Below are 26,567 nucleotides of genomic sequence, written 5' to 3'. Positions count from 1 at the left end.
ATTCAACAACAACACCGCAAGAGACAACCATGTCAGCCAACCTACTGATGGAGATTCTGGAAATGAATTCGGCACCTTTCATCGATAACCTCATCCGGGATCGGCGCAGCAAGCGTGGCTTTCTCGACCGGCCCGTTCCCATCGACACAGTGAAGGACATCCTGTCGGCCGCGAGCCACGCACCCAGTTCGAGCAACACGCAACCGTGGCGCTGCTATGTCGTGACCGGAGAAACCCGCGACCGTGTCACCCGGGCCGCCGTGGCGGAGTTCCGTGCCAACCATGCCACGCTGGCCCCGGAGTACCCCTTCTTCCCCCAGCCGCTGCACGAACCTTACGGCACCCGCTTCAACACCTTCCGCGGCCAGCTCGGCGACGCACAGGGCGTGCATCGCAGCGACAAGACCGGGCGCCTGCGCGACGTGGAGCGCCAGTTCCTGTTCTTCGATGCGCCGGTCGGGATCATCTTCACGATGGATCGGCGTCTGGAATGGGCCAGCTTCCTGTGCTACGGCTGCTTCCTGCAGAACATCATGCTGGCCGCCAGAGGTCGGGGCCTGGACACCTGCCCGCAGCAGATCTGGTCATTGCAACACCACGTCTTGCGGCAAGAGCTGGGCATTCCGCAGAACGAGATGGTGATCGCCGGCATGTCGCTGGGCTGGGCCAACAACGGCATGCCGGAGAACCGCATGACCCTGCACAAAACACCGGTCGAGCAATTCGCCTCGTTCACCCACTAGCCACCAACCGCATTCACACAAGGTACACACATGTCGATCATCAAAGGCTTTCATCACCTGACCGCGTGCGTCAGCGGCGCACAGGAAGACGTGGATTTCTACGTGAAGCTACTGGGCCAGAGCCTGGTCAAGAAAACGGTGCTGCTGGACGGCGACGAACCGGTCTACCACCTCTATTACGGCAACGCACAGGGCGACGCCGGCACGCTGGTCACTTCGTTCCCCTTCAAGCAGAAGGGCGTGAAGGGGCGCCGCGGCTCGGGCCAGATCAAGGTCATCAACTACTCGGTGCCGGCAGGCTCGCTGGATTTCTGGCGCGACCGCTTCAGCGCCCATGGCGTGACCTTCGACAAGAACGTCGTCGAGCGCTTCGGCGAGCAGCGCCAACGCTTTCAGCATCCCTGCGGCATCGAGTTCGATCTTGTGGCCTCCAACAAGGACGCACGCCCGCCCTGCATCGCGGACGACATTCCGGCCGAGGTCGCGATCCGCGGCGTGCACAGCATCACGCTGTCGCTGCGCGAGGTCGATGAATCCATCATCTTCATGAAGGAAGCGCTGGACTTCCACTACGCCGGCCAAGCCGGCCCGCACCATCGCTTCGAGACCGCCGACGGCAAGCCCGGCACCATCGTCGAGTTCGTGCACGAACCCGACCGACTGCAAGGCTCGTCGATCTACGGCGAGGGCACGATCCATCACGTGGCCTTCGCGGTGGACAACGTCGAGCAACAGATGCAGATCAAGGAGAAGCTGATGTCGATGGGTCATATCGACACCTCCGAATCGGTCAACCGGAACTACTTCCGCTCGATGTATTTCAAGATGCCCGGCGGCGTGATGTTCGAGGCGGCGACCACCGACATCGGCTTTGCCATCGACGAAGAGCCCGGCCACTTCGGGGCGGAGTTCCAGCTGCCGCCATGGCTGCGCGAGCGCAAGGACGAGCTGCTTGCACGCCTGGAGCCCATCGCCGTCTGACGACGTGCAAGGCACCTTCTTTTTTCCCTAGCTTCCCATACAGGTCAACCCATGTCCAAACCCAAGGTTCTCATCGCTTTCTATTCCCGCAACAGTTCCACCGAGCTTCTGGCCAAGGCCCTCGCGCAAGGCGCCATGGCCGAGGGCGCGGAAGTGCGCCTTCGCCGCGCGCGGGAATTCGTTGCACCCGAGGTCATGCGCCAGGTGCCCGAATGGTCCGAGCGGGCCAGCGAGATGAACGCCAAGTACGAAGCCCCGACCGAGGCCGACGCCGAATGGGCCGATGCCATCGTCTTCGGCACACCGACGCGCTTCGGCTCCATTGCCGCCGAACTCAAGGCCTACATCGACTCGCTCGGCGGTCTCTGGTTCCAGGGCAAGCTGAACGGCAAGGCCGGCTCGGTGTTCGGCTCGACCTCTTCCAGGCACGGAGGCAACGAGTCGACGCTGCTGTCGCTGTACGGCCCCATGGCGCACCTGGGCCTGATCATCGTGCCGCTGGGCTATGCCGATCCGGCGATGTTCGCGGCAGGCACGCCCTATGGCGCGACCCACGTCTCCATCCGCGACTCGGTCATGCCCGGCGCCGAAGACCTCGCCGTCGCGACCTACCAGGGCCGGCGTGTTGCTTCGGTGGCGCGGTCGTTGCGTGTGGTGCAGCCGGTGGCCGAAGCCGCCTGAGACAGGCAATAGCGGACAGGCAGCGGCGGCGCTATCCTCGACGGCAGCGCTGTCGCTGCACATGCGGCGCGATTTGCCTGCGCTCTCACCAGGATTGCGATGCTGGATCTGAAGGATGTCTTCTATTTCGTCCAAGTCGTCGACCGCGGAGGGTTCACGGCCGCTGGGTCAGCCCTTCGCCTGCCGAAGTCGACACTGAGCCATCGCGTCCAGGAACTCGAAGGCTACCTGGGCGTGCGCCTGCTCAACCGGACGTCGCGCCAGTTCGGTATGACCGACATCGGCAAGGAGTTCTACCAGTATGCGGTCGCGATGCTGCACAGTTCCGACGTGGCCGAAGAGGCGGTGCGCCAGCGCCTGGCCGAACCCAGCGGTGTGATCCGGCTGACCACCGCCGTGGAGATTGCGCAGTTTGCGCTGCGCGAGATTCTTCCCGTTTTCCTGAACCGGTACCCGAAGGTGCGCATCGTCGAGATCGCGACCGACCGGTACGTAGACATCGTGGGCGAAGGCTTCGACCTTGCGATACGCGGGCACACGGCGCCGCTGCAGAACTCCACGCTGGTGCAGCGCGCGCTGGCCGAGGTGCCCTGGTATCTGTTCGCAAGCCCCGGGTACCTCGCGCAAAACGGCGTGCCCGAGAGCCCCGCGGACCTTGCCCAGCACGCGAGCATCGCGATGGCGCGCAACGGGCCGCTGCAATGGCAACTGAATGGGCCGAACAACGAAGAGCTCGTGATGCCCATCGACCCACGCTTTCAAAGCAACAACATGGTCGCGCTCAAAGAGGCGGCCTGCGCCAACCTGGGCATCGCGGCGCTGCCGGGCTACATCTGCAGGTCGGAATTGCGCGATGGGGTCCTGCAGCAGTTGCTGCCCGACTGGTCAGCGGCGGATGCGCGCATCTCGGCGCTGATTCCGTTTCGCACCGGGCTGCTTCCCGCGGTGCGTTCACTGGTCGATTTCCTCGCCGTCGAGATGCCGGTCGTCACGGCCTTCGACCACCCGCGCAGCTTCGAGTGAAGTGCCAGCGCGGCACGGTCGCGTCGTCCACGAACATGGACGCTGCGTCTGGCAAAGAGCGGCTTGTGAGCGATCGGTGAAGGACCTATCTTTTCGGCCCTGACTTCCACAAGGCCGATCGAGATGAATCATTTGAATTGCTTGCCGCAAGACGGCATTTTCTGGGGCCATCACATCCTGCAAGGCGCGGTGGCGCGGCTCGGCGAGCACGGCATCCATCGCCCGATGGCGTTCACCGTCGAACCATTGACGAAGCTCTACCAGGAGTGCGTGCGCCCCAACCTGAAGCAGTCCGTAGGCAGCTTCATGGAACTGCCGGCGCACGTGCCCGACGTGGCGGTGCAAGCCGGCCTCGACGCCTGCCTGCACGCCGGCGCCGAATCGATCGTGGCGCTGGGCGGCGGCTCGGTGCTCGATGCGGCCAAGGCCGTGTCCTACCTGCACCATGAAAAGACGGGACGCTACCTGCCCATCGCGGCGCTGCCGACGACGCTCTCGGGCTCCGAGTTCTCTCACTACTTCGGCATCACCGAGACCGACGGCCCCGAGAAATTCAAGCGCAGCTATGCGGTGCGCGAGACGGTGCCTAAGGCGGTCGTGATCGACCCCGTGCTCGTGTTCGACACGCCGCGCGCGCTGCTGCTGTCATCCGCCATCAAGGGCATGGATCATGCGGTGGAAGGCATGCGCAAGGTGACGAAGGAGCACCCCCACGCGATCATGGCGGCAAGCGGACTGGAGCGGTTCCTGAAGGTGCTGCAGAAGTGGCCGCAGGCCATGACGACGCGCGAGGCGCTGGACAAGGGGCTGGTGACCCCCGACGACCTGCTGCAGCTGCAGCTGGCGGCCTGGCAGTGCTACTTCTCGCCCGCCTCGGTCATCTACGGCCTGAGCCATCGCATCGGCCACATCCTGGGCGGCACCTTCGGCCTGCCGCACAGTGCGACGTCCTGCATCACGCTGGCACCGGTGATTCGCGCCTGCGCGGATTTCTACGGCGACAAGCTCGGCATCTTCATCAATGCCGGCGCTTCGCGCGATGTGGATGCCGCCGCTCACTTGGCCGACAGCATCTCGCAAGTGGTGAGGTCGCTCGGCTTGCCCGATCGCATCGGCGCCTTCGATCTCGACCGGGCCAAACTCCCCGAGGTCGCGCGGCTGCTGAAGAAGAACTACCCCAATGAAGTCGCCGACCTGGGCAACAACGCGAGCGTCAAGCTCGACGCGCTGCTCGATAGCCTCTGGTAAGTCCTTGGTGAGCGCCTGGCCGCAAACGCATTGGTGCCTTGCAGACAACGCCGTGCTCCCTCTCGCATACCTACCGCCGAGGGCCGGCCGTTCCTAGGATCGATGGGTCCATCCAACCTTCAAGGAGCTCCCCATGCGTCTGCGCACCATCGTCACCGCCCTCGCCTGCTGCCTCGGTGCCTCTCTCAACGCCGTCGCGGCGGATGTGAAGTCCATCTCCCGCCTTGCCGCGGGCCCCGGCAATATCCTGTTCATCGCCGACTGGAAAGCCGCCCGCGTCCACGCGATCTCGCTACCTGCGGCACAGCAGCGGCCGGCAGGCACGGCGTTCAACATCCTTGACCTGGAGAGCCTGCTCTCCGCCCAGGTCGGCGGCGCCAAGGTCACTGTCGAGGACATGGTCGTGCGGCCTGGCACCGCGCAGGTGTACGTGGCTGTGAGCTACGGCGCCGCGAAGACGCCAGCGCTCATCATGGTCACCAGCGACAAGAAGGCGCGCCGCGTCGACTTGAAGGCGGCGGCCTCTACGTCGGTCGCACTGCGCGACGCGCCCACCTCGGACTACAGCTTCTGGAAGGAAACGCCGGAGCGCAGCTTCACGGTCACCGACATGAAGTGGCGCGAAGGCGAACTCTTCGTTGCCGGCCTCTCCAACCAGGACTTCGCCTCGACGCTGCGCCGGGTGAAGTACCCCTTCGACACGAAGCAGTCGATCACCTCGGTGGAGATCTACCACGCGGGCCACAACCTGATCGAGACGCGCGCGCCGATCCGCGCGATGAGCTTCGCGAGCTGGGGCGGCAAGCCCTACCTGGTGGCCGCCTACACCTGCACGCCGCTGGTGACGATCCCACTGGATGACCTGAAGGATGGCGCGCATATCCGCGGCAAGACCGTCGCCGAACTCGGCTACGGCAACACGCCGGCTGACATGATTGCCTATTCGCGCACCGAGCAAGGCAAGACCGAAGACTTCCTGCTGCTGGCGAACTTCGACCGCGTGTCGAACGTCATTCCCGTGTCGCAGCTGGAGGCGACGGGTTCGCGTCCTGGCATCGAGAAGCAGGTGCCTTTCGGGCAGCTCGCGGGTGTCGAAGTCATGCAGGCCCCGCTGGCCGGCACACTGCGGCTGGACAATCTCGACGAGAAATCGTTCGTCGTCGTGCGTCGCCGGCTCGAGAAGGACGCGCTGCAGCTCGTTTCCATCGGCAAGGAACTGAGCTTCCGGCTGACCGACCACGTCTCGGAGTACGCCTTCGCAGAGTACAGCTTCAAGGGCGACAACTTCCAGCTGCAGAACATCAAACCCCGGCAGGACATCCTGCTGAAGGACGAAGGCTTCCCGGACCTGATCAAGGCATCGGAGTAAGCCGTGCGTCTTCGCCGACTATGCGGTGCCGTGGCGCTCGTCGTGATGCTGGGCGCGTCGCACGCCGGACCTGCCGCGCCATCCCCCGCAGCTGCGCAAATGGTGCGCGTCCAGCCGTCCGCTGGCCAGGTGCCGGCCAACCTGCTGCGCCTGTCCATCGAGTTCGCGACACCGATCGAAGGCCCGGTGCTGCCGAGGCTCGCACTGCTGCGCCCCGACGGAAAGCCGCTCACGCAACCGTTTCTCGAGCAGGAACTCTGGTCGCCCAGCGGCCGAGTCCTGACCGTGCTGATGCATCCAGGCCGCGTCAAGACCGGCTTGAAAGCGCGTGATGTGCTGGGGTCGATCCTGCTCGAGGGAGACGATGTGACCTTGACGCTTGACGGCCATCCCATCCATCACTGGCGCGTCGGCTCCCCGGACACGAGCGGTCCCGCCGTGGCGGCATGGCGCCTGTCGTCCGTGCGCGCCGCATCGAAGCAAGCGCTCGTCGTGACGCTGGACGACGCCATCGATGGCCGGCAAGCCGACTACATCGCGATCGCAGACCCACACGGCCGGCGCGTGAGTGGCCAAGCCCTGCTGAAAGACGGCGAGCGCACCTGGTCGTTTACGCCACACACCGCATGGCGCGCCGGCGAATACCGACTGATCGTCCGCGGGACCCTCGAAGACCCGGCCGGCAATCGCCTTGGCGGACGCTTCGAAACGCCCGCAGACGCGCCGGAGACTGTACCCGCCGATGCCGCACTTGCATTCACCGTGGACTCGACCTCGTCATTGGCCAACGCCACGATTGGTGCGCCGGCGACAACACAGTGCAGCCCCACACAGGCCTACCGCCACTGTGCACGCCTGCCTAGCATCGAATCGTTCGCCAGCCTCTCCTTCACGACGCGAGGCCGACTGCCCCGCCGAAAGCGAAGGACTCACTTCAACCCAACGGATACATCATGAAGCTCTATCACATGCCCGGCGCATGCTCCCTCGCCGACCTGATCGTCCTCCAGTGGATCGGCGCAGACCACGAGCCGGTGCGCATGAGCCTGGAAAGCATCAAGTCGCCCGACTACCTTGCCATCAACGCGGGCGGCACGGTGCCGCTGCTGGTACATGGCGACCTTTCGCTCACCGAGAACGTCGCCATCCTCGGCTACCTGGCAGACCTGTACCCCGAAGCGCGCCTGCTCGGCGACGGCTCACCGCGCGCCCGCGCCGAGGTCATGCGCTGGCTGGGCTTTCTCAACTCGGATGTGCACAAGGCGTTCAAGCCGATCTTCGTGCCGCAGCGTTTCCTGAAGGACGCGGCGATGGCGCCCGCGCTGGCCGATAACGCGCGCGGCCACGTGCGCGACTATCTCGCGCGACTCGATGACCAACTCGAAGGGCGCGACTGGCTCACCGGCGAACGCTCCATTGCCGACCCGTACCTTTTCGTGCTCTCGCGCTGGTCGGCGGTCAAAAAGGTCGACATGCAGGGCCTGGACAACCTCGCACGCTTCGTCCGGATGATGGACGGCGACGCCGGCGTGCAAGCCGCGCTGGACGCAGAGCGCGATATGGCGCAGCAAGCCGGAACGCCATGAGACTTTCGCTGGCGGCTTCCCCCGAAGCCTCCGAGCCGCGTTGCGCCACCTCGGGCGCGCTCGCCCACTGGTACGCCGAACAGCCCGCCGTGCGGCGGCTGTGGGCCGTCCAGGCGACCGACGAGCCCATGCTGCGCGTCATCGTCATGCTGGAACCCTCGCTGGACGGCGACGAGATCAGCCCCGCCTGGATGGCTCACGGTAGCCGTTGGGCACGCGATCTGCGGGAACGGCTGGCCGGCGCCGTGCAACTGGAACGAATCGACGGGCCGCTGCCCGACGAATTCGAGATCGACGGCGAAGGTGCTGTGCTTGCGGCGCTGTGCTGGCGCGACTCGACCGCGCCCGACGCCTGAGCCCCCTTGGCCCAAGGCGCAGCGCGCATCGGACGCATCCCCATCCGAACGCATCTGCTCCAGACACAGGAACTCGCCCCGTGCCCACACGCCCCTTCGAAGTGACCAATGCCCAGGGACACCGCCTCTCAGGCAGCCTCGAAATGCCCGAGGGCATTCAGCGGGGTTGGGCGCTTTTCGCGCACTGCTTCACCTGCGGCAAGAACAACCTCGCGGCCGTGCGCATCGCTCGCGCGCTGGCCAGCGTGGGTATCGGTGTGCTGCGCTTCGACTTCACCGGGCTGGGCGACAGCGAGGGCAACTTCGCCGACGCGAGCTTTTCGCTGAACGTGCAGGACCTCGTGTCTGCCGCCGACGCCATGGAGGCCGCCGGCATGCCGGCGCGCCTGCTCATCGGTCACAGCCTGGGCGGCTCCGCCGTGCTCGCCGCGGCAGGCCGCATCGCGGGCGCGCGAGCGGTTGCGACCATTGCCGCGCCGTTCGACGTAGCCCAGGTGCTGCACCTGCTGGATCCGGCGGGTCTTGCGCGCCTGGAGACCGAGGGCCATGCGCTGGTCCAGGTGGTCGGACGGCCCATGGCGGTGGGCAAGGCCTTCGTGGACGACTTGCGCGCACACGACCCGGGTGCGCGCATCGCGGCACTTCACCGGCCGCTGCTGCTGCTGCACGCGCCGCAGGACCGGACGGTCGACATCGAGAACGCCACGCGCATCTTTCTGGCGGCAAGGCATCCGAAGAGTTTCGTCTCGCTCGATGATGCGGACCATCTGTTGTCCAAGCGCGAAGACGCCGAACAGGTCGCGCGCCTCATCGCGACCTGGGCGACCCCCTACCTGCCCGAGCCGCCCGCCGGGCACCCCATCGCGGCGGATGCCGAGGCCGAAGAAACGGGGTTGGGCAAATTCCAGCTCGCGCTGCGCTCGGGCGGCTCGCGCTGGCTCGCCGACGAACCCGCAACGGTGGGAGGGCTCGGTTCGGGACCGACACCCTACAACCTCCTGTCATCCGCGCTCGCCGCCTGCACGACCATGACGCTGCGCCACTACGCCGACAGCAAGGGCTGGCAGGTCGCGCGCATCCGCACCGCGGTGAGTCACCGAAAGGACAAGTCGGCCTCCCCGCCCGATGTCTTCAGCCGCCGGGTGTCCATCGAGGGCACCCTCACGCAGGCGCAACGCGAGGAGCTTCTGGAAATGGCGCAGCGATGCCCCGTTCACCGAACGCTCGAAGCGGGTACGCGCTTCGAGCCTGTGGAAGGGGAGCCCCCGGAGCGCAGCGGCCTTTGCGCGATTGGTGCCTTGCAGACAACACCGTGATCCATCGCGCAGGCCTACCGCACCCGGAAACCCGATCCTACGATTCATCCATCGCACCAACAAAGGCAAGACCATGATCAAGATCGCAAGAAGCCTCGGGCTCACATTTGTGCTCGCCGCAGGCGCCGCCATGGCACAGCACGCCACCGCGCACGGCACGCCCAAAGACGCGAAGGTGACGCCGCTGCTGACCCAGGAGATGAAGGACATCCCCGGCAAGGAGGTGCTGATGATCACGGTGGACTACCCGCCCGGCGCCGTTGACCCCGTGCATCGCCATGACGCCCACAGCTACGTGTACGTGCTCGAGGGCTCGATCGTGATGGGCGTCAAAGGCGGCAAGGAAGTCACGCTCAAGGCCGGAGACACCTTCTACGAAGGCCCCGACGACATCCACACCGTCGGGCGCAACGCGAGCAAGACCAAGCCCGCGAAGTTCGTCGTCATGCTCGTGAAGAACAAGGGTGCCGAGTTCTTCATTCCAGTGAAATAACCCACCGGTTGCATTCCACCCGCCGCAACGAAGATGACGGGTGTCAGATCGCCGAGGCGGCTGTAATGAGGCGTGCACTTTCCACCCGTTCGTGCACGGGACAGACTCACGTCGGCGCGGTGTCCCCGCGTAAATCCGACCAGCAACACGGCGACGCGGCGGGTGGAAGGCATCCCTTGCTTCCTGCAACAGGAAGCCGGCACACGCACACAGGACCCCCGCCATGAAACTCTTCTACATGCCCGGCGCCAGCGCGCTGGCCGATCACATCGTGCTCGAGTGGTCCGGCCAGCCGTACGAAACGGTGCGCATGGACCGCCGCAGCATCAAGACGCCGGAGTACCTGGCACTCAACCCGACAGGCGCAGTGCCGCTGCTTGTGGATGGCGACTTCACGCTGACCGAAAACGTCGCCATCCTTGGCTACCTTGCGGACCTGCATCCGCAACTGCAGCTGGCAGGCGACGGCTCGCCGCGCGCGCGGGCGGAGGTGATGCGCTGGCTCGGTTTCCTGAACTCCGATGTGCACAAGGCGTTCAGGCCGATCTTCTTTCCCGAGCGCTACCTGCCGGACGCCGGCCAGGCGGCGCGACTGGCTGCCACGGCGCGCAGCCACGTGCGCGAGTACCTCGCGCGGCTCGATGCGCAACTCGCCGGGCGCGAATGGCTCACGGGCCAGCGTTCCATTGCCGATGCCTATCACTTCGTGATGCTGCGCTGGGCCATCGGCACAAAGGTCGGCCTGCACGGCTTCGAACACCTGACTGCCTTCGTTCGCCGCATGCATGCCGACGAAGGGGTGCATGCGGCGCTCGTGATGGAGGAAGGTCTGGCGCCGCACACCGAACGTGCGCCCAGTGCGCCTGATCAGCTGATGCGCCTGACCGAACGGATCCGCGACAACCTGGCCACCACGCTGACGGCCGAAGTGGTCGGCGTGGTCGAGTACAGCGAAGGCGACGGCCCCGAGCTCGAAGTGCGCCGTGGTCTCGTGCAGGTGGAGGTCGTCCGGATGGACACGGTCTTCAGCTGGCAGGACGAGAACTACCGCGCACAGGCAGCCATTCCGTTCCAGAACTTCTCGCGTTATGTCAGCAATGGCGCGATCCGGCTCGACCTGTCCTCACTTTTGGGAACCCCGCCATGAGCGCGCAACTTTCCGCCTTTGACCACAACGACGCCGCCGATGCGGTGTTCGACGCCACGGGCATCGCTGCCCGCGCCAAGCGTGCCGGCGACCTGGCGCCTGACGCGACATTGCCGGACGGTGACGGTCGTCCGGTCCGCCTTTCGGAGGTGTGGCGCAAGGGACCGCTCGTGCTGGTCTTCTACCGCGGCGGCTGGTGCGGTTACTGCAGCCTCCAGCTGCGGGCCTGGCATCAGCGCGCAGACGACCTGGCAAGGCTTGGTGCCATGCTCCTGGCGATCTCGCCGCAGACGCCTGATCACTCGATGCGAACGGCCGAGGACAACCAGCTCGCGTTCACCGTGCTCAGCGATTCCGACCTCGAGGCCGCCAATGGCTTCGAGCTGGCCTTCACGCTTCCTCCCGAACTCGTGAGCTTCTACGGTTCGGTGGGCACCGACATCCCCGTCCTCAATGGCAACGGCCTGTGGGTGCTCCCGGTCCCTGCGACCTATGTGATCGACGAAGAAGGCCGCATCCGTTTCGCACACATCGAGGAAGACATCCGAAAGCGCGCGGAGCCGGCCGATGTGCTGCGCGTCATCGAGGACCTCGTACGCAGCCGTGCGCCTTCGGCAGCCGGTGGAGGCTGAGGCCTGCAGCCGTCCCAAATGACGAAGCCCGCCAGGAATTGACGGGCTTCGTCGCTTGGCGGATCGACAGTTCGCTGCTCAGTTGGGCGAAATTCTAGGACGCGGTCTCGCCGCTTTTCACTTTCGACTGGTGCCATTTCGGAAACATGCCGAGTCCCCCGCCGGATTGTTGCGCGAGGGGCAACACCGTGAAGCCTTGTGCGTGGCTACCGGTGGCGACCTGCCAAACCTACGCTACCTCCCTGTCTACGCGATCTTCGCAAACGGATGACTCAGCCGAGTCTGAGTACAGGCATCCGCCACCCATTTCCAGGAGCCAGTCATGACCCAACGTGTCAACTATGTCGAGCAGTCGCCCGAACTCTTCAAGAAGTTCGTCGAGTTCCTCAATGCCATCAAGGAGGGCGCGATCGAAGAGCCGCTTCGCAACCTCGTGTCGATCCGCACATCGCAGCTCAACGGCTGCACCTTCTGTCTGGACATGCACGTCAAGCAGGCCAAGATCCAGGGCGAGCGCGAGCTGCGCCTGTACCACCTGGCCGCATGGCGCGAATCGACGCTGTTCATCCCGCGCGAGCGTGCGGCACTGGCCTGGACCGAAGTGCTGACCAAGCTGCCCGAGCAAGGCGTGCCCGACGAAATCTATGAGCGCGTGCGCACGCAGCTGTCGGAAAAGGAAATCTCCGACCTCACCTTCCTCGTCATGTCGACGAACGCATGGAGCCGCCTGAACATCGCCTTCAAGAGCGTGCCCGGAGCCTCCGACAAGGTCTTCGGCCTGGACAAGGCAAAGCTCTCCTGAGCCCCGCTGGCAGGAACCGTTTCCATCAACCACCCGGCCCCTTGCGGGCTACAAGGAAATCATCATGAAGATCGTTGTCATCGGCGGCTCGGGCCTCATCGGCTCGAAGGTTGTCAGCAAGCTGCGCGACGCCGGCCATGAGGTCGTCGCCGCGTCACCCGCCTCGGGCGTGAACACCATCACCGGCGAAGGCCTGGCCGAGGCCCTGCAAGGCACGCAGGTGGTGCTGGACGTGGCGAACTCGCCCTCGTTCGAGGACAAGGCCGTGCTCGAGTTCTTCGAGACGTCCGGGCGCAACCTGCTGGCCGCGGAAGCCGTGGCCGGCGTGAAGCACCACGTCGCGTTGTCGGTGGTCGGCACCGACCGCCTTTCCGAAAGCGGCTACTTCCGCGGCAAGATCGCGCAGGAAAAGCTGATTCGCGAATCGAAGATTCCGTACACCATCGTCCATTCGACGCAGTTCTTCGAGTTCCTCGGCGGCATCGCGCAGTCGGGCACCGACGGTGACACCGTGCATCTCTCGCCGGCCTTCGTACAACCGATCGCATCGGATGACGTCGCCGCCGCCGTCGCGGACTACACCCTGGGCAGCCCCGTGAACGGCGTGGTCGAAATTGCGGGCCCCGAGCGCGTTCGCTTGTCCGATCTGGTACAGCGTTTTCTCGCCAAGACCAATGATCCGCGCAAGGTCGTCCAGGACGTGCACGCGCGTTACTTCGGCGCGGAGCTGAAGGACGACACGCTGGTGCCGGGCGCCAACCCACGCATCGGCGCGCTCAACTTCGAAGCCTGGTACGCACTGCCCAAGCCCGCACGCTGATGCGAAGTCCGCCCTCGGCCGCCGCCTGACGCGGCCGGGGGCTGCTGCCCCAAGTCTCCCCCCCCCTTCCTTGTGAACCCCAAAGCGTTCCCTCCTTGAATTGAACGGAAGCCTGGAATGCCCACGCAGAAAGACAAAGCCGGCGTCTTCGCAGCGAAAGCGGCGCAACGAGGTCGATTGCAACCGCCTCCCGTCGCGTTGCTCGACAGGTACAAGGGACAGGAGTTCGAACCGATCTATTCGACGGTCGTCACAGTGAGCGGCGGCGAAGCCGAACACGGACGGGCTTCGGGCGTGGCGCGCTCCGACGACGGCAACCTGAACGTGCAGCTTCGCCTTCCCACCGCCCTGGGCGGAGACGGCGACGGCACCAACCCGGAGCAGCTGTTCGCAGCAGCCTACGCCGCGTGCTTCCATGGGGCCTTGAACCTGCTGGCCGCGAAAAGAAGGATTCCGGTCCACGACGCCAACGTGCAGATGTCCGTCGCGTTCGGTCGCGACCCCGTCGACGGGCTCTTCATGCTCACGGCCGACGTCTGGATTCACCTGCCCGACGTCGAGAAAAGCGTGGCCGAGGAACTGGTGCGCAGCACCGAGCGGTTCTGTCCGTACGCCAAGATGGCGCGCAACGGCATCACCACCATCGTGGCACTGGCGACCTAGGAGTCCACCCCCTCTGCGCCCTCAGGCGGGGCACCCATCACCCATCACCCGGGCCGATCCGGCCTACGGCGCCGGCGTGGCGAAAGCTGGGTCTGCAAGGCTGCGCTATTTCAGGACAGACGTTCGAGCTGCGCCGCGAGGAACTCGATGAACAGACGTGCACGCGCCGGCGCCTGGCGCCCGAAGGCATGCAGGGCCGAGATGGTCACACGCGGCAACGGCTGGGACGGCAGCACGGGCACCAATCGACCAGCATCGATGTCGTCCTGCACGAACAGGCGCAGGATCTGCACGATGCCCAGGTCGCCGAGCGCCGCGATGCGCAGAGCGACGCTGTTGTCCGTGTCGAACACGCCGGCGGGGTTCAGCACCGTGCCATCGGCAAAGCGGATCGGAAACGCCTTGCCGCCCAGCATGTAGCGCACGTGCGCGTGGCTGTGCAGAGCCTCGACCGAGTCGGGCGTGCCGCGATTCGCGAGGTATCCGGGCGACGCAACCAGCGCGAGCGGCAGATCAGCGAGGCGCCGCGCGGTGAGGTCGGAGTCCGCCACATCCCCTGCGCGGATGGCGATGTCGTAGCCCTCGCGGATCAGGTCGACATGGCGGTCGGCCAGGCTCATCTCCAGCTTCAGCTCAGGGTGCCTGGGCAGGAACTTGCCGACGACGGGTTCCAGCAAGATGCGACCCAGGTCGCCGGGGGCGGTGATGCGCAACACGCCCCGCGCTATGCCCGTTGGCTGCATCACGTCGCTCGCCTCGTCGAGCGCGCGCAGCAGCGGCGCGATGCGTTCGTAGTACGCGGCGCCTTCCTGCGTGAGCGACAGCAACCGCGTCGAGCGCTGGAAGAGCCGCACGCCGAAGCGTTGCTCCAGCCGCGCCACGCCCTTGGAAACTGCCGACGGTGAGGTGCCCAGCATCCGCGCGGCCGCACTGAACGATCCGGCCTCGACAGCAGTGGCAAAGGCCATCAATCCGGGCGCGTGGTCGAGAACATTCATTGAAGACTCCGAGGCACAAGTGTTTCCATTTTTTCCCACTACTGGAGTTCACGGGGACGCCCTAGATTGAAGGCTTCTCTCTTCATTGAACAAGGAAAAGCATCATGCAAAAACTCTCGGGCAAAGTGGCCGTGATCACCGGCGGCAACAGCGGCATCGGCTTGGCCTGCGCCCAGGCGTTCGCCGCTGAAGGCGCCCGTGTCGTCATCGTGGGTCGCCGCCAGGACGCCGTGGACACGGCGTTGGCGAGCCTCGGTCCAGAGGCGATGGGCTTCGTCGGCGACGTGGCGGATTTGGGAATGCACGACCGTCTGCTCGCTCCGGTGATGGCACGCTTTGGCGGCATCGACATCTACGTGGCCAATGCGGGCACGGCCATTCTCGAGCCATCATCTGCCGTCACCGTGGACAACTACGACGTACAGTTCGCCACCAACGCGCGCGCCGTGTTCTTCGGCGTGACCAAGGCGCTGCCACTCATGCGCGATGGCGGCTCGATCATTCTCACGAGCTCGATCGCCGCCAGCAAGGTCATGGACAACCACGCGGTCTACGCAGGCAGCAAAGCCGCCATCGAGGCCTTCGCACGCAGTTGGGCGCTCGAACTCAAGGAGCGCCGCATCCGCGTCAATGTGCTCAGCCCCGGACCGGTCGACACGCCGATCCTGGGGAAGCTGGGCATCACGGAATCCGCGCGGCCCGAGTTCGACAAGGCCATGTCGGCCGCGATCCCGCTGGGACGCCTGGGCAAACCGGACGAGCTGGCGCAGGCAGCGCTTTTCCTGGCGAGCGACGACAGCGTGTTCGTCACGGGCGTCAACCTGAAGGTCGACGGCGGGATGGCGCTGACCTGAAAGGCCAATGCACGGCGCTCACGCGGTGCTGCGGACCTGCGGCCAGGCCTTCTGACGCCATCGCTTCAGGGGCATGTCCACCAAATGCAGGCAGATCGCCGCCATCGTGAACGAGAACGCAAGTGTCACGCTCAGCGTGATCCAAAGCGGCTGCCTATCGCGCAGCAGCAGCACCAATGGGAAATGCCAAAGATAGATGCCATAGGACAGCCGGCCGATGTAGACCATGGGCCGCGACGCGAGCAACGCCGCGCTCCCATGCGCTGCGGCGTAGCAGATCAGCACGAATGCCGACAACTCCGCCAATGTGATGCGCAGCGTGACCGCTTCGGTCTGGTGGCTCGTGGGCAGCGAAGGCAAGGTCGTGAGAACCAGCAGTGCCATGCAGGCCACTGCGAGCAGGCGCCTCGACACCTTGACAGGGGACAGCGCCGCAATGGCCCCGAGCAGGATTGCGCTCATTCGCGTGTCGAAGCGGAAATACGCCTGCGACCAGGTCCAGTTCATGGCCACGGTATAGCGCCATGCGGTCACGGCCAGGAATGCCGATACGAGCCAGCCGACGGGGTGGCGCGTTCGCAGAAGCAGCGGCAGCACCAGGGGCCATAGCAGGTAGAACTTCTCCTCCACGCCCAGGGACCAGGTGTGGCCGATGGTGTAGGCCACCTCCCAGAAGGCCAGCGCATAGTCGTAGACATAGAGTGCGGCGAGCACGGCGGACAGCCAGCGATTCTCTGCCGGCCAGAGGATGGGGGCCAGCCCCACGTAGACCGCGACCACGAGCAGCAGCGTCGGGTACAGCCGCAACGCCCGGCGCGCGTAGAAGCGGCCGATCTCGATGCCGCCATGGCGGTGCTCGGCTGTCAGCAGCGAAGTGATGAGGTAGCCGGACAGAACGAAGAAGATGTCCAGCCCGACGAACCCGCCATGCGCACCGGGGACCTGGCAGTGGAACAGGACCACCGCGAGGATGGACAACGCGCGAACACCGTCGAGCGCCGGGTTGTAGGGCATGGACATCCGTGCGGCTCAGCGCGTGGCCAGCGGGTCCGCACGGCACGGCTGCAGGATCGTCGCACCGCACGCCGGAAAGCTTGCCGGTCCCTTGACGTCCTTCAGCACGCCGAGCCGCACCAGGGAGTCGTACCTGGCGTTGTGCAGCACATGGAGGCGCTGCTTCTGCGTGAAGGTGTCGAACACCAGGCCACCGGTTTGGGCCGGCGTGTCGATCCAGATCCGCAGCCGCGAGCCGCTGCGAAAGTAGTGGCCCATCTTGTTGATCTCGACACGCGCAAGCACCGGCCGGCCCGGCAGCAGCGGCATGGGCTGCTCCGGTCGTTCAAGCCGGATGGGCAGCAACGGCGTCGAGCGCGAGGTGTCCAAGGCGCGGTTCGACAAGCGCAACCAGCCCCGCTGGACATAGGTTTCCTGCCCGTCGGGCCGCAGTTCGGTGACGGTGACCTGCAAGTCGGCGTCGCCGGCGCTGGCCGTGACCCAGAGGTCGGCACTGCCCGGCCCGTAGACCATCATGTCCTCACCCAACGGCGGCGAGGTGTAGGCCACGCCCGTGGTCTCCCAGTCTCCTGGCAAGGGACCCCAGAAGCTCCTTCCCGCGATGTCGTTGACGACCACACCGGTACCGGGATAGTCGAAGCCATCAGCGGCTCCGGAGCCGGGCGCATCGGCGAGCGTATGGCCCGCACCCAGGTGGAACGCCTTGACGACCAGGTCGTCGCTGCGGATCGGCCCCCTTTGCACCACCCAGCGCGGCTTGGGAGAGACGCGCCGCTCCAGCGCATTGGCGCTCGCGCTTGCTTCGGCAGTTTCCATCCAGACGGTGGTGCGTGGCGTGTCGCGCTCGAATCCGTTGTTCTCGCCTTTGACGAAGCGGTCGAGAAAGCGCACCGCCATCGCCTGGAAATCCGCGGCCAAGTACATGTCGTGCCGACCGTTCGTCTGCACGGACCACAGCTTGGACGGATCGAGTCGGGCCTGGTAGTAACCGCTGCGCGGTGTGATGGCCTGGTCCTGGAACGCTTCGAGCGACAGCACGGGAACCTGCACACGGTCTGCATGCGGCGCCAGGTCGAAGCTCTTCATGTGATCGTCCCGAAGGGGATGCGACAGGAACAGGTGCATCACGGAGCTCGCGTCCTCTGCCGCGAGGTTCTTCCGGATCTGCGCCAGGCAGGCGGCATCGCCCTCTTCGGTTGCGGTCTGCGCAACCACCTTTTCCCAGTAGGCGCGCATGGAGCCGCGCAAGGGCGTGATGAAACCTGGCGCCGGCACACCGCCGGGCATCAGGGCGTCACGGAAGTCCGTCAGCACCATGCCGGGCACGATGGCCCGAAGATGCAGCGGCCGGTGCTGCGCCGTCGCCAGTTGGGACGAACCTCCGTACGACCAGTTCACCATGCCGACCTTGGTGTCGGACCACGGTTGCGACGCCGCGAATTCGACGGCTTCGGCACCATGTCTTCCGAGTTGCGGCCGCGTGTACTCGAGCGGGCCTGTGGAGCATCCGCTGCCCGCGGCGTTGACGCCCATCACCGCATAGCCGGCCTCGACGAGCCGCTTGTCGAGCTCGACCGACATTGATGTCTTGTACTGAAGATAGGGCGTTCCGCCGATCGAGCCGGCGTCGTAGCCGTTGATGCTCAGGATGACGGGGAACTTGCCCGAGGCCTTCGGCAAGAGCACGCTGTAGCGCAGCCTGACGCCGTCGGTCGTCGTGAAATAGCCAGTGAGGCGCTTGGCCCAGAACGGTGCGGCCGGTCCCTGCGCGGGGAAATCGAAAGGCCGCGCCGCCGGCAGGCCCGTGTCGGGATCCAGCGGGACATCCTGCCCATGTGCTGCGAGCGACGTGACGAACGCCGTGGTGAGCGTAATGGCGGCAACGATGAACTTCTTCATGGTTCGTGTACTCGGGGGCTTGCTGGATCGGCGGCGTGGCGATGTTAGGGCATTGCTGCGTCACCGACAGTCCTTCGCACGACAAACGTTGGCGGTCGCTCCGGCTACGCGAAGTACCGCCGCGAATTCAACCGGATCTTCTGGAAGCGATGGTCACCGACGTGGCGCTTCAACGACGCGACCTCTGCCCGCCGCGGCATGCTCGACCGCCTGAGCCGCGGACCGGCCTCGGTGTCCGAGCCGGCCGCAACGCTGGGCATGGCGCTGCCTTCGGCCCTCAAGCACCTCGCCGTGCTTGTTGAAGGCGGGTTCGTCGCTGAAGAGCGTGCGCAGATGTGCGGACCGCATCGGAAAGGACGACCCGCGGCGAGACCTTCTGATTCGTGCACGCGGCAAGCGCCGTGGATTTCTCACTGCCCATTCCACACCTTTCCGACGCGCCGCGGCGCGAACCGCTCAGCGCCCCAGGTCTTTGGCGGACACGCCGCCGATGCCCCAGTTTTCCTTGGGCATGTCGTGCAGCCACACGCGCACGTTCTCTTTCGGCGCGTCGACGGCCTCGATGATGGCGCTGGTCACTTTCTCGATCAACGCGCGCTTCTGCTCCTCGGTGCGACCTTCGATGAGATAGATCTGTGCAAAGGGCATTCGTCTACTCCAGTGGTATGTGCTTCGGTGATTGATGCAGATCAAACGAATCGCAAGCCCACGCTGCCCATCCCCTGCACCTTCAGCGTGACGGCATCGCCGGCCTGCACGGCTACGGCCTCGGTGATGCCGCCCGACAGGATCAGCGTGCCCGCCGGAATCTCCTCGCCGCGCGCGCCCAGATGGTTGGCCAGCATCGCAATGGCCGCGGCCGGGTGCCCGAGCACCGCGGCGCCCGCGCCGAAGGCCACGGGCTGGCCGTTCTTCTCGAGCACGATGCCGACGGTACGCAGGTCGACCTCGCTCGCGGACACGGCACGACCGCCCACCACGAAGCGCGAGGCCGAGGTGTTGTCGGCCACCACGCTCTTGAGGTCGAACTTGAAGTCGCGGTAGCGGCTGTCGATCACCTCGATGCCTGGCAGCACAAAGTCTGTGGCCGCGAGCACAGAACCGATGTGACAGCCCGGGCCGCTGAGCGCGCGCTTGGTGACGAACGCGATCTCGGGCTCGACCTTGGGATGGATGAGCTCACTCACCTTGCACTCACCGCCTTCGGGCACGGCGTAGTTGTCGGCCATGAAGCCGAAGACCGGTGTGGTCACGCCCATCTGCTTCATCTTTGCGTGCGAGGTGAGCCCGGCCTTCAGTCCAATGATGCGATGGCCGCGTGCGAGCTTTCGGCGGCGGATCTCGTTCTGGATGGCGTAGGCGTCGTCCCAATCCATCTCGGGATACTCGTCGGTGATCTTGGGCGTGTCGCGCGCCTCCAGCTCACAGGTCTCCAGGTGCTCGGCGAGCGCGGCGATGGTGTTCTTGTCGAGCTTCATGCCGCCACTCCTTCCTGTTGTTGCACGGCCTGGCGTGCGCGAGCCAGCGTGATGGCCGTGTCTTCGATCATGTCTTCCTGCCCGCCGACCATGCCGCGCCGCCCCAGTTCCACCAATATCTCGCGCGCGGGCACGCCGTACTTCTTCTCGGCGCGCTTGGCGAACAGCAGGAAGCTCGAGTACACGCCCGCGTAGCCCAGCGTGAGCGAGTCGCGGTCGACGCGGATCATGTGGTCCATGATCGGCACGACGCGGTCTTCGGCCACGTCCTGGATGCGGAACACATCGATACCGGTCTCGATGCCCATGCGGTCGCACACCGCCACGAACACTTCCATCGGCGTGTTGCCCGCGCCCGCGCCCAGACCCGCGGCGGCGGCGTCGATGCGATTGGCACCGGCCGCAACGGCCGCGACCGAGTTGGCCACGCCCATCGCGAGGTTGTGATGGCCATGAAAGCCCAGCTCGGTGTCGGCCTTGAGCGCCGCGCGCACCGCGCCGATGCGCGCCGTGACATCGTCCGGCAGCATGTAGCCCGCCGAGTCGGTCACGTAGATGCAGTTGGCGCCGTAGCCTTCCATGAGCAGCGCTTGGCGCACCAGCGTCTCGGGCGAGGCCATGTGGGCCATCATGAGAAAGCCGACCGTGTCCATGTCGAGCTGGCGCGCCATGGTGATGTGCTGCTCGGACACGTCGGCCTCGGTGCAGTGCGTGGCCACGCGCACGGTGTGCACGCCCAGGCCGTGCGCCATGCGCAGGTGGTCCACGGTGCCGATGCCGGGAATCAACAGGGCCGACACCTTGGCCTGCTTCATCAGCGGGATCACGGCACCCAGGTACTCCTCGTCGGAATGCGCGGGAAAGCCGTAGTTGACGGAGCTGCCGCCCAGGCCGTCGCCATGCGTCACTTCGATCAGCGGCACGCCCGCTTCGTCAAGCCCGCTGGCGATGTGCTTCATCTGTTCGAGCGTCATCAGGTGGCGCTTGGGGTGCATGCCGTCGCGCAGCGTCATGTCGTGCAGGGTCAGGCGGCGGCCCTGGAGGGTGTTCGTGGTGGTCATGAGTGTGCTCCTAGGCCACGGCGGGCTCGGGTTGCGGGAGGCTGGCGAGCATCGCTTCGGCGAACATTTCGGCCGTGCGCGCCGCCGCAGCGGTCATGATGTCGAGATTGCCGGCGTACTTGGGCAGGTAGTCGCCCAGGCCTTCCACCTCCAGGTAGATCGACACGCGGTTGCCGTCGAACACGGGTCCGTTCACGAGCTTGTAGCCCGGCACGTACTTGCGCACCTCGGCCATCATCTCGTGCACCGAGGCCGTGATGCGCGCCTCGTCGGGCGGGCCTTCGGTCAGGCAGTGCACCGTGTCGCGCATGATCAGCGGCGGCTCGGCCGGGTTGACGATGATGATTGCCTTGCCCTTGGCCGCACCGCCCACGCGCTCGACCGCACCGGCCGTGGTGCGCGTGAACTCGTCGATGTTCCTGCGCGTGCCAGGACCGACCGAGCGGCTGGACACAGTGGCCACGATCTCGCCGTAGGCCACGGGCTGCACGCGCGACACCGCCGCCACCATCGGGATCGTGGCCTGTCCGCCGCAGGTGACCATGTTGACGTTGGCCGGACGCGCGCCGCCCGCCATCAGAAGGCTCTTCAGGTTGACCGGCGGCACGCAGAACGGGCCGATGGCCGCGGGCGTGAGGTCGATCATGAGCACGCCCAGGGCATTGAGCTTGGCGCTGTTCTCGGCATGCACGTATGCGCTGGTGGCGTCGAAAGCGATCTGCACGCCGTCGGCCTTCACATGCGGTAGCAGGCCGTCCACGCCCTCGGCCGTGGTCTTCAGACCTATCTCGCGGGCACGCTTCAGGCCGTCGGACTCGGGGTCGATGCCCACCATCCACACGGGTTCGAGCACCGGGCTACGCTGCAGCTTGGCGAGCAGGTCGGTGCCGATGTTGCCGGGGCCGATCAGCGCGCACTTGATCTTCGTTGGGTTCGTCATGGGGTTGTCTCCTTCAATGGAAGCGCACCGAGCAGCCGCCCAGGCCGCCGATCGAGACGCGGAAGTTGTCGCCGGCTTGGGCGGGGAACATCGCGGCGAGCGCGCCCGACAGGATCACCTCGCCCGCCTTGAGCCCGATGCCCAGCGCGCCGAGCGTGTTGGCCAGCCACACGACCGCGTTCACCGGCGAGCCGAGCGCGGCGGCGCCCGCGCCGGTGGCGATGATTTCGCCGTTCTTCTCAAGCACCATGCCGCAGGTCGCCAGGTCGATTCGGCGCGGATCGACCGCGTGGTCACCGAGCACGAACACGCCACACGAGGCGTTGTCGGCCACGGTGTCGGCGATCTTGATCTTCCAGTCCCGGATGCGCGAGTCGACGATCTCGAAGCAGGGCATCACGCATTCGGTGGCGGCCAGCACGTCGGCGTTGCCGATGCCGGGGCCCATGAGGTCGCGCTTGAGCAGGAAAGCGATCTCGCCCTCGGCCTTGGGCTGGATGAGCGTGCGGCTGTCGATCGACTCGCCCTCGCCGACGATCATGCCGTCGAGCAGATAGCCGAAGTCGGGCTGGAACACGCCCAGCATGTTCATCACGGCGCGCGAGGTCACGCCGATCTTCTTGCCGACGATGCGCTCGCCGGCTTCCAGGCGGCGCGCGATCATGCGCTGCTGGATGCCGTAGGCGTCCGCGATGGTGATGCCATCGTGCCGGCTCGTGAGCGGGTCCACGACGCTGCGCTCGCGCAGCGCGTCGTAGAGCTCGTCGCCGAGCCGCTGGATGAGGGTGGAGTCCATGGGAAGTCTTTCCTTTGCTCTGTCTCGGGGGTAAATGAATCAATCGGCTTCATGGAGAAAGTCGCCGACCAGGCGGGCGAAGCGCGCGCTGTGCTCGATCTGCGTCCAGTGGCCGCAGCGGCCGAACACATGCAGCTGGCTGTTGGGAATCCACTGGTTCAGCGTGAGCGAGGTGGCCAGCGGAATTACCTGGTCTTCGCGGCCGTGGATCAGCAGCGTCTCATGCGCCAGCGCCCGAATGTCGGGCTCCGGGCTCGCCATGGCATCGACCCAGCGCTGGCGCGGTGCCGGGAACATCGCGCCGAAGGCTTCCTGGAAGCCGGGCCGCATGCTGGCCTCGTAGCGCAGCTGCGCGAGCTCGTCGGTGACGAGCGTGCGGTCGAACGCGAACACGTCCATGATCCGGCGCATGTTCGCGAACGAGGGCATGTAGCCCCAGACGGCATCGAGCCCGGGCGTGATCGCGAAGGGCACGCCCACGCTGCCCATGAGCACCAGCCGGCGCACGCGGTGCGGCGCACGGATGGCGAGCGCCAACGCGAGCGCTCCGCCGAAGGAATTTCCCACCACGTCGGCGCGTTCGATGTCCAGTGCGTCCAGCAGGTCAAGTGCCTGCTGCACCCAGGTGTCCATCGTGTAGGTCGCGCCGGGCACGCGCTGCGTGAAGCCGAAGCCAGCCATATCGGGCGCGATCACACGGCGCGTGCGCGCGAGCACGGGCAGCACCAGGCGCCAGTTGGCCCACGCACTCACGCCCGGGCCCGAGCCATGGATGAAGAGCACCGGCGCGCCCTCGCCCAGGTCGTGCACGTTGGTGTCGAAAGCGCCGGTGCGCACGCTGTTCGCGATTTCGGGGTTGCTCACCGCCAGCTCCTCACAGCTTGATGCAGACGTTGCGCAGCTCGGTGTAGAACTCGAGCGAATGCACTCCGCCCTCGCGCCCGATGCCCGACGACTTGGCGCCACCGAAGGCGGTACGCAGGTCGCGCAGAAACCAGCTGTTGACCCAGCAGATGCCGACCTGCACCTGCTTTGCCACACGGTGCGCGCGGCCCAGGTTCTCGGTCCACACGGTGGTCGCCAGGCCATAGTCGGTGGCGTTGGCCAGCGCGATGGCTTCCTCCTCGGTGTCGAACGGCGCGATGTGGCAGCAGGGGCCGAAGATTTCCTCGCGGATCACCGAAGCCGTCTCGGGCAGGCCGGTCCAGATCGTGGGCTGCACCCAGTGGCCCTCGGCCAGGGCGCCTTGCATCGCCGGCACGCCGCCGCCGGTGACGACGGTGGCGCCCTCCTCCCTGGCCTGGCGGTAGTACGACAGCACCTTCTGCTGGTGCTCACGCGAGATCAGCGGGCCGATGCCCACCCCGGCTTCTTCCGACGGGCCCGGCTTGAGCGCCTCGGCCTTGGCCCTGAGCGCCGCGACGAACCTGTCGAAGATGGGTCGTTGCACGTAGACGCGCTCTGTGCCCAGGCACACCTGGCCGCAGTTCTCGAAGGCCGAGCGGGTGATGCCGGCCACGGCCTTGTCGAAATCCGCGTCGGCGAACACGATGCCGGCGTTCTTGCCGCCCAGTTCGAAGGACACGGGCCGCACTCCCTTGGCAGCGGCGCCCATGATGGCCTCGCCGGTGCGCGTCTCGCCCGTGAAGGTGATGCCGTCCACGCCCGGATGCGTGGTGAGGAACTCGCCGGCCGAGTCAGGCCCGAAGCCGTGCACCACGTTGTAGACGCCCGGTGGAATGCCGACCGCGTTCATCACCTCGCCCAGCAGCGTGGCAGTGGCGGGCGTTTCCTCCGAAGGCTTGACCACCACGGTGTTGCCGCAGGCCAGCGCCGGGCCGACCTTCCAGGTCATGAGCAGCAGAGGCAGGTTCCACGGGCACACGACGCCGATCACGCCCAGCGGCGAGCGCACGGCGTAGTTCAGCGCTTGCCCGCCGTCCGGCGTGGTCATCTCGAAGCTCTCAGTCGGTACGTTCTTCACGATGTCGGCAAACACCTTGAAGTTAGCCGCGCCGCGCGGAATGTCCACGTGCGAGGCCAGCGCGTGCGGCTTGCCGGTGTCAGCCATCTCGGCCGCCAGGAAGTCGTCGAAGCGCCGGTTGATTTCGTCGGCCACGGCGTGCAGCAGCTCGACGCGGCGCGCGACGCTCATGCGACCCCACTCACCGTTGAGCGCCGCGCGTGCGGCGCGCACGGCCGCATCGACCTCGCTGCGACCTGCCTCGTGCACCTTGCCGATGACGCGGTTGTCCACTGGCGCGCGGTTGTCGAAGGTCTTCAAAGTGGCGACGAACTCGCCGCCGATGAAGTTCATGAACTGTTTCATCGCACCGACTCCTTCAGGTCACCACGCTCAGGAAGTTCTCGTTGAGCTTGCGGTCGTGATAGAAGATCGCACGCCCGAGTTCGTCGTCGGTCCACACCAGCGGCGGCTTGTCCGGGTAGAAGATGTAGCCGCCCGAGAACACTTCGTTGCGGTTGCCGCTCGGGTCGAAGAAGTAGATGGTCTCGCCGCGCGTGATGCCGTGACGCGTGGGCCCGATGTCGAGCGACACGCGCCGCTTGGTGATGATGTCCGCCGCCTTGAGCACCTCGCCCCAGTTGTCGAGCAGGAACGAGGCATGGTGGAACTTGTTCTTCTCCGGATGGCGGATGAAGGCGATGTCGTGCGGCTTGGTCGAGCAGGTGAGAAAGGCCGCGATGTACATTCGCTCGGGACCGGCCACCACGCTCTCGGCCAGCTGGAAGCCCAGCACCTCGGTGAACAGCTTCATGGTGCCGTCGAGATCGTCGCCGTATAGCAGGCAGTGGTCGAAGCGCGAAGGCGCCATGCCCTTGAGATCGTCGGGGTAGACCTCGGGGTTCTCGTAGGGCATTCCGTTGCCGACCTTCTCCTTCTCGGCAAAGAGCTCGATGGCATGGCCGGTGGGCACGGTGAAGCGAAAGCGGTGGCCCGTGCGCAGGTGCTCACCGGCTTCGATCCACTGCATGTCGGTGGCCAGGCCGCTGGCCTTCAGGTCGGCGGCGAGCTTGTCGAGCGTGGCGGGCGAATCGACGCGAAATCCCATGAAGTCCATGCCGGCCTCGTCGGCCTCGCGCAGCACGACGCTGTGGTGGTCGTGCTCGTCCCAGGCCTTGAGGTAGATGCGGCCCCGCGCATCGCGCCCGGTTTCGATCAGGCCCAGCACATCGCGGTAGTGCGTGAGGGCAGCCCCGAGGTCGAGCACGCGCAGTTGCACGTGTCCGGGGCGAATGACGCCAGTGAGTGCCATGGAAGTCTCCTTTGGTTGGTGATGGAAAGTTCAGGTGGGGGAACGGGAATCGGATGGCGATGGCATCGACGCCGTCAGGCGCCGCTCGATGCAGCGCGCCAGCTTCTCGACGGCGCGCAGGGCCAGATCGCTCTGCGGGTAGGCGCGGCAGGCCAGCACGTAGCCCTGCTCTTCTTCTTCGACGCTGACGTGGCAACGGCTCATGCGCTCGCGGCGCACGGCGCCGGACTCGATGCGCACCTTGCACACGCCGCAGCCGCCGCCGCGGCAGCCGACGGGAATGCCCTTGCGGCCGAGCTGCTCCATGCCGCCGAGCAGGGTCTGGTCGGCGCGGCAGCTGTAGCGCTCGTGGGTGTTGCCGATGGCGACACGGAAGCTCATGGCCGACTCCA

At 66.1% G+C, this 26,567-nt stretch carries 29 protein-coding genes and 1 pseudogene; 18 read left to right on the top strand and 12 right to left on the bottom strand.

What is annotated here, in order from left to right; genetic code table 11:
- Nucleotides 1-62: 62 nt before the first annotated feature.
- The 16 genes from AC1DSF_RS09570 (at nt 63) to AC1DSF_RS09495 (ending at nt 13,860) form a co-directional block, all read left to right on the top strand.
- Nucleotides 63-743 carry a nitroreductase gene (locus tag AC1DSF_RS09570; protein WP_478182807.1) on the top strand — a complete coding sequence of 227 codons (681 nt, stop codon included), beginning with the start codon at nt 63-65 and terminating at the stop codon, nt 741-743.
- 30 nt (nt 744-773) lie between these two features.
- Entirely contained in the window at nt 774-1,724 is a 951-nt protein-coding gene (locus tag AC1DSF_RS09565; RefSeq protein WP_478143792.1) for a ring-cleaving dioxygenase, read from the top strand.
- Nucleotides 1,725-1,775: 51 nt separating this feature from the next.
- Complete coding sequence (gene wrbA / locus AC1DSF_RS09560; protein WP_478143791.1) at nt 1,776-2,405, top strand: NAD(P)H:quinone oxidoreductase; 630 nt, start codon at nt 1,776-1,778, stop codon at nt 2,403-2,405.
- 99 nt (nt 2,406-2,504) lie between these two features.
- Nucleotides 2,505-3,428, top strand: a complete 924-nt coding sequence (locus AC1DSF_RS09555; RefSeq protein ID WP_478182740.1) for a LysR substrate-binding domain-containing protein — start codon at nt 2,505-2,507, stop codon at nt 3,426-3,428.
- Nucleotides 3,429-3,551: 123 nt separating this feature from the next.
- Nucleotides 3,552-4,676: an iron-containing alcohol dehydrogenase gene (locus tag AC1DSF_RS09550; RefSeq protein ID WP_478182739.1), complete on the top strand. Its 1,125-nt coding sequence runs from the start codon at nt 3,552-3,554 to the stop codon at nt 4,674-4,676.
- 133 nt (nt 4,677-4,809) lie between these two features.
- Nucleotides 4,810-6,045, top strand: a complete 1,236-nt coding sequence (locus AC1DSF_RS09545) for a hypothetical protein (RefSeq protein ID WP_478124504.1) — start codon at nt 4,810-4,812, stop codon at nt 6,043-6,045.
- A gap of 3 nt (nt 6,046-6,048) precedes the next feature.
- Nucleotides 6,049-7,002, top strand: coding sequence for an Ig-like domain-containing protein (locus AC1DSF_RS09540; protein WP_478182738.1), 954 nt, complete (start codon nt 6,049-6,051; stop codon nt 7,000-7,002).
- On the top strand, nt 6,999-7,631 hold the full coding sequence (locus AC1DSF_RS09535) for a glutathione S-transferase family protein (protein ID WP_478182737.1): 633 nt from the start codon (nt 6,999-7,001) through the stop codon (nt 7,629-7,631). Before AC1DSF_RS09540 ends, AC1DSF_RS09535 begins: the two co-directional genes overlap by 4 nt.
- Nucleotides 7,628-7,987 carry a hypothetical protein gene (locus tag AC1DSF_RS09530; protein ID WP_478124501.1) on the top strand — a complete coding sequence of 120 codons (360 nt, stop codon included), beginning with the start codon at nt 7,628-7,630 and terminating at the stop codon, nt 7,985-7,987. Before AC1DSF_RS09535 ends, AC1DSF_RS09530 begins: the two co-directional genes overlap by 4 nt.
- Nucleotides 7,988-8,067: 80 nt before the next feature.
- Nucleotides 8,068-9,303 (top strand): bifunctional alpha/beta hydrolase/OsmC family protein, encoded by a 1,236-nt coding sequence (locus AC1DSF_RS09525; RefSeq protein ID WP_478182736.1) that lies wholly within the window; start codon nt 8,068-8,070, stop codon nt 9,301-9,303.
- A 73-nt stretch (nt 9,304-9,376) separates the two neighbouring features.
- Nucleotides 9,377-9,796 (top strand): cupin domain-containing protein, encoded by a 420-nt coding sequence (locus tag AC1DSF_RS09520; RefSeq protein WP_478182735.1) that lies wholly within the window; start codon nt 9,377-9,379, stop codon nt 9,794-9,796.
- A 223-nt stretch (nt 9,797-10,019) separates the two neighbouring features.
- Nucleotides 10,020-10,943 carry a glutathione S-transferase family protein gene (locus AC1DSF_RS09515; protein WP_478124498.1) on the top strand — a complete coding sequence of 308 codons (924 nt, stop codon included), beginning with the start codon at nt 10,020-10,022 and terminating at the stop codon, nt 10,941-10,943.
- Complete coding sequence (locus AC1DSF_RS09510) at nt 10,940-11,575, top strand: peroxiredoxin-like family protein (protein WP_478124497.1); 636 nt, start codon at nt 10,940-10,942, stop codon at nt 11,573-11,575. The genes AC1DSF_RS09515 and AC1DSF_RS09510 overlap by 4 nt, the downstream gene beginning before the upstream one ends.
- 322 nt (nt 11,576-11,897) lie before the next feature.
- Complete coding sequence (locus tag AC1DSF_RS09505) at nt 11,898-12,377, top strand: carboxymuconolactone decarboxylase family protein (protein WP_478124496.1); 480 nt, start codon at nt 11,898-11,900, stop codon at nt 12,375-12,377.
- Between the two features lie 64 nt (nt 12,378-12,441).
- Complete coding sequence (locus AC1DSF_RS09500; protein ID WP_478124495.1) at nt 12,442-13,197, top strand: SDR family oxidoreductase; 756 nt, start codon at nt 12,442-12,444, stop codon at nt 13,195-13,197.
- A gap of 117 nt (nt 13,198-13,314) precedes the next feature.
- The gene (locus AC1DSF_RS09495) at nt 13,315-13,860 is read left to right on the top strand and encodes an Ohr family peroxiredoxin (protein WP_478124494.1); all 546 of its coding nucleotides are present in this window, start codon (nt 13,315-13,317) and stop codon (nt 13,858-13,860) included.
- Nucleotides 13,861-13,970: 110 nt separating this feature from the next.
- On the opposite strand, the gene AC1DSF_RS09490 is transcribed toward AC1DSF_RS09495, so the two are convergent.
- Complete coding sequence (locus AC1DSF_RS09490) at nt 13,971-14,858, bottom strand: LysR family transcriptional regulator (RefSeq protein WP_478124493.1); 888 nt, start codon at nt 14,856-14,858, stop codon at nt 13,971-13,973.
- Nucleotides 14,859-14,962: 104 nt separating this feature from the next.
- On the opposite strand from AC1DSF_RS09490, the gene AC1DSF_RS09485 reads away from it, so the two are divergent.
- Nucleotides 14,963-15,712 carry an SDR family NAD(P)-dependent oxidoreductase gene (locus AC1DSF_RS09485; RefSeq protein WP_478124492.1) on the top strand — a complete coding sequence of 250 codons (750 nt, stop codon included), beginning with the start codon at nt 14,963-14,965 and terminating at the stop codon, nt 15,710-15,712.
- A gap of 18 nt (nt 15,713-15,730) precedes the next feature.
- Here the strand turns inward: AC1DSF_RS09485 and AC1DSF_RS09480 are convergent, their stop codons facing one another.
- Complete coding sequence (locus tag AC1DSF_RS09480) at nt 15,731-16,732, bottom strand: acyltransferase family protein (protein WP_478124491.1); 1,002 nt, start codon at nt 16,730-16,732, stop codon at nt 15,731-15,733.
- A 9-nt stretch (nt 16,733-16,741) separates the two neighbouring features.
- Nucleotides 16,742-18,625: a CocE/NonD family hydrolase gene (locus AC1DSF_RS09475; protein WP_478182734.1), complete on the bottom strand. Its 1,884-nt coding sequence runs from the start codon at nt 18,623-18,625 to the stop codon at nt 16,742-16,744.
- A 51-nt stretch (nt 18,626-18,676) separates the two neighbouring features.
- Here AC1DSF_RS09475 and AC1DSF_RS09470 point away from each other — a divergent pair.
- Nucleotides 18,677-18,934, top strand: a pseudogene (locus AC1DSF_RS09470) (helix-turn-helix domain-containing protein); the annotation flags it as partial.
- Between the two features lie 147 nt (nt 18,935-19,081).
- On the opposite strand, the gene AC1DSF_RS09465 reads toward AC1DSF_RS09470, so the two are convergent.
- Genes AC1DSF_RS09465 through AC1DSF_RS09425 form a run of 9 tightly spaced genes read right to left on the bottom strand, consistent with a single transcriptional unit; the run spans nt 19,082 to nt 26,556 of the window.
- The gene (locus AC1DSF_RS09465) at nt 19,082-19,273 is read right to left on the bottom strand and encodes a 2-hydroxymuconate tautomerase (RefSeq protein ID WP_478182733.1); all 192 of its coding nucleotides are present in this window, start codon (nt 19,271-19,273) and stop codon (nt 19,082-19,084) included.
- Nucleotides 19,274-19,314: 41 nt separating this feature from the next.
- Nucleotides 19,315-20,103, bottom strand: a complete 789-nt coding sequence (dmpH, locus tag AC1DSF_RS09460) for a 2-oxo-3-hexenedioate decarboxylase (protein WP_478124488.1) — start codon at nt 20,101-20,103, stop codon at nt 19,315-19,317.
- Nucleotides 20,100-21,164, bottom strand: coding sequence for a 4-hydroxy-2-oxovalerate aldolase (gene dmpG / locus AC1DSF_RS09455; RefSeq protein ID WP_478182732.1), 1,065 nt, complete (start codon nt 21,162-21,164; stop codon nt 20,100-20,102). The genes dmpH and dmpG overlap by 4 nt, the downstream gene beginning before the upstream one ends.
- 10 nt (nt 21,165-21,174) lie before the next feature.
- Nucleotides 21,175-22,104: an acetaldehyde dehydrogenase (acetylating) gene (locus tag AC1DSF_RS09450; RefSeq protein WP_478182731.1), complete on the bottom strand. Its 930-nt coding sequence runs from the start codon at nt 22,102-22,104 to the stop codon at nt 21,175-21,177.
- Nucleotides 22,105-22,117: 13 nt separating this feature from the next.
- On the bottom strand, nt 22,118-22,900 hold the full coding sequence (dmpE, locus tag AC1DSF_RS09445) for a 2-oxopent-4-enoate hydratase (RefSeq protein WP_478182730.1): 783 nt from the start codon (nt 22,898-22,900) through the stop codon (nt 22,118-22,120).
- A gap of 39 nt (nt 22,901-22,939) precedes the next feature.
- Complete coding sequence (locus AC1DSF_RS09440; protein ID WP_478182806.1) at nt 22,940-23,770, bottom strand: alpha/beta fold hydrolase; 831 nt, start codon at nt 23,768-23,770, stop codon at nt 22,940-22,942.
- Between the two features lie 4 nt (nt 23,771-23,774).
- Nucleotides 23,775-25,229, bottom strand: coding sequence for a 2-hydroxymuconic semialdehyde dehydrogenase (locus tag AC1DSF_RS09435; protein WP_478124484.1), 1,455 nt, complete (start codon nt 25,227-25,229; stop codon nt 23,775-23,777).
- A 13-nt stretch (nt 25,230-25,242) separates the two neighbouring features.
- The gene (locus AC1DSF_RS09430; protein ID WP_478182729.1) at nt 25,243-26,175 is read right to left on the bottom strand and encodes a catechol 2,3-dioxygenase; all 933 of its coding nucleotides are present in this window, start codon (nt 26,173-26,175) and stop codon (nt 25,243-25,245) included.
- A gap of 30 nt (nt 26,176-26,205) precedes the next feature.
- A complete protein-coding gene (locus AC1DSF_RS09425) occupies nt 26,206-26,556 on the bottom strand; it encodes a 2Fe-2S iron-sulfur cluster binding domain-containing protein (RefSeq protein WP_478182728.1) in 351 nt (116 codons plus the stop codon).
- Between the last annotated feature and the right edge of the window lie 11 nt (nt 26,557-26,567).

Source organism: Variovorax sp. 01N429 (assembly GCF_056399425.1).
This window is presented reverse-complemented; position numbering and strand designations above follow the sequence as displayed.

What these genes read in the sequence shown, in the direction of transcription:
- AC1DSF_RS09535 (WP_478182737.1), top strand. Translation starts at nt 6,999, where the DNA reads ATGAAGCTCTATCACATGCCCGGCGCATGCTCCCTCGCCGACCTGATC.
- AC1DSF_RS09570 (WP_478182807.1), top strand. Translation starts at nt 63, where the DNA reads ATGAATTCGGCACCTTTCATCGATAACCTCATCCGGGATCGGCGCAGC.
- AC1DSF_RS09450 (WP_478182731.1), bottom strand. Translation starts at nt 22,104, where the DNA reads ATGACGAACCCAACGAAGATCAAGTGCGCGCTGATCGGCCCCGGCAAC.
- AC1DSF_RS09435 (WP_478124484.1), bottom strand. Translation starts at nt 25,229, where the DNA reads ATGAAACAGTTCATGAACTTCATCGGCGGCGAGTTCGTCGCCACTTTG.
- AC1DSF_RS09545 (WP_478124504.1), top strand. Translation starts at nt 4,810, where the DNA reads ATGCGTCTGCGCACCATCGTCACCGCCCTCGCCTGCTGCCTCGGTGCC.
- AC1DSF_RS09495 (WP_478124494.1), top strand. Translation starts at nt 13,315, where the DNA reads ATGCCCACGCAGAAAGACAAAGCCGGCGTCTTCGCAGCGAAAGCGGCG.
- AC1DSF_RS09475 (WP_478182734.1), bottom strand. Translation starts at nt 18,625, where the DNA reads ATGAAGAAGTTCATCGTTGCCGCCATTACGCTCACCACGGCGTTCGTC.
- wrbA (WP_478143791.1), top strand. Translation starts at nt 1,776, where the DNA reads ATGTCCAAACCCAAGGTTCTCATCGCTTTCTATTCCCGCAACAGTTCC.
- AC1DSF_RS09500 (WP_478124495.1), top strand. Translation starts at nt 12,442, where the DNA reads ATGAAGATCGTTGTCATCGGCGGCTCGGGCCTCATCGGCTCGAAGGTT.
- AC1DSF_RS09520 (WP_478182735.1), top strand. Translation starts at nt 9,377, where the DNA reads ATGATCAAGATCGCAAGAAGCCTCGGGCTCACATTTGTGCTCGCCGCA.
- AC1DSF_RS09485 (WP_478124492.1), top strand. Translation starts at nt 14,963, where the DNA reads ATGCAAAAACTCTCGGGCAAAGTGGCCGTGATCACCGGCGGCAACAGC.
- AC1DSF_RS09480 (WP_478124491.1), bottom strand. Translation starts at nt 16,732, where the DNA reads ATGTCCATGCCCTACAACCCGGCGCTCGACGGTGTTCGCGCGTTGTCC.
- AC1DSF_RS09555 (WP_478182740.1), top strand. Translation starts at nt 2,505, where the DNA reads ATGCTGGATCTGAAGGATGTCTTCTATTTCGTCCAAGTCGTCGACCGC.
- dmpE (WP_478182730.1), bottom strand. Translation starts at nt 22,900, where the DNA reads ATGGACTCCACCCTCATCCAGCGGCTCGGCGACGAGCTCTACGACGCG.
- AC1DSF_RS09510 (WP_478124497.1), top strand. Translation starts at nt 10,940, where the DNA reads ATGAGCGCGCAACTTTCCGCCTTTGACCACAACGACGCCGCCGATGCG.
- AC1DSF_RS09490 (WP_478124493.1), bottom strand. Translation starts at nt 14,858, where the DNA reads ATGAATGTTCTCGACCACGCGCCCGGATTGATGGCCTTTGCCACTGCT.
- AC1DSF_RS09425 (WP_478182728.1), bottom strand. Translation starts at nt 26,556, where the DNA reads ATGAGCTTCCGTGTCGCCATCGGCAACACCCACGAGCGCTACAGCTGC.
- dmpH (WP_478124488.1), bottom strand. Translation starts at nt 20,103, where the DNA reads ATGAAGCTCGACAAGAACACCATCGCCGCGCTCGCCGAGCACCTGGAG.
- AC1DSF_RS09565 (WP_478143792.1), top strand. Translation starts at nt 774, where the DNA reads ATGTCGATCATCAAAGGCTTTCATCACCTGACCGCGTGCGTCAGCGGC.
- AC1DSF_RS09465 (WP_478182733.1), bottom strand. Translation starts at nt 19,273, where the DNA reads ATGCCCTTTGCACAGATCTATCTCATCGAAGGTCGCACCGAGGAGCAG.
- dmpG (WP_478182732.1), bottom strand. Translation starts at nt 21,164, where the DNA reads ATGACCACCACGAACACCCTCCAGGGCCGCCGCCTGACCCTGCACGAC.
- AC1DSF_RS09515 (WP_478124498.1), top strand. Translation starts at nt 10,020, where the DNA reads ATGAAACTCTTCTACATGCCCGGCGCCAGCGCGCTGGCCGATCACATC.
- AC1DSF_RS09430 (WP_478182729.1), bottom strand. Translation starts at nt 26,175, where the DNA reads ATGGCACTCACTGGCGTCATTCGCCCCGGACACGTGCAACTGCGCGTG.
- AC1DSF_RS09505 (WP_478124496.1), top strand. Translation starts at nt 11,898, where the DNA reads ATGACCCAACGTGTCAACTATGTCGAGCAGTCGCCCGAACTCTTCAAG.
- AC1DSF_RS09530 (WP_478124501.1), top strand. Translation starts at nt 7,628, where the DNA reads ATGAGACTTTCGCTGGCGGCTTCCCCCGAAGCCTCCGAGCCGCGTTGC.
- AC1DSF_RS09550 (WP_478182739.1), top strand. Translation starts at nt 3,552, where the DNA reads ATGAATCATTTGAATTGCTTGCCGCAAGACGGCATTTTCTGGGGCCAT.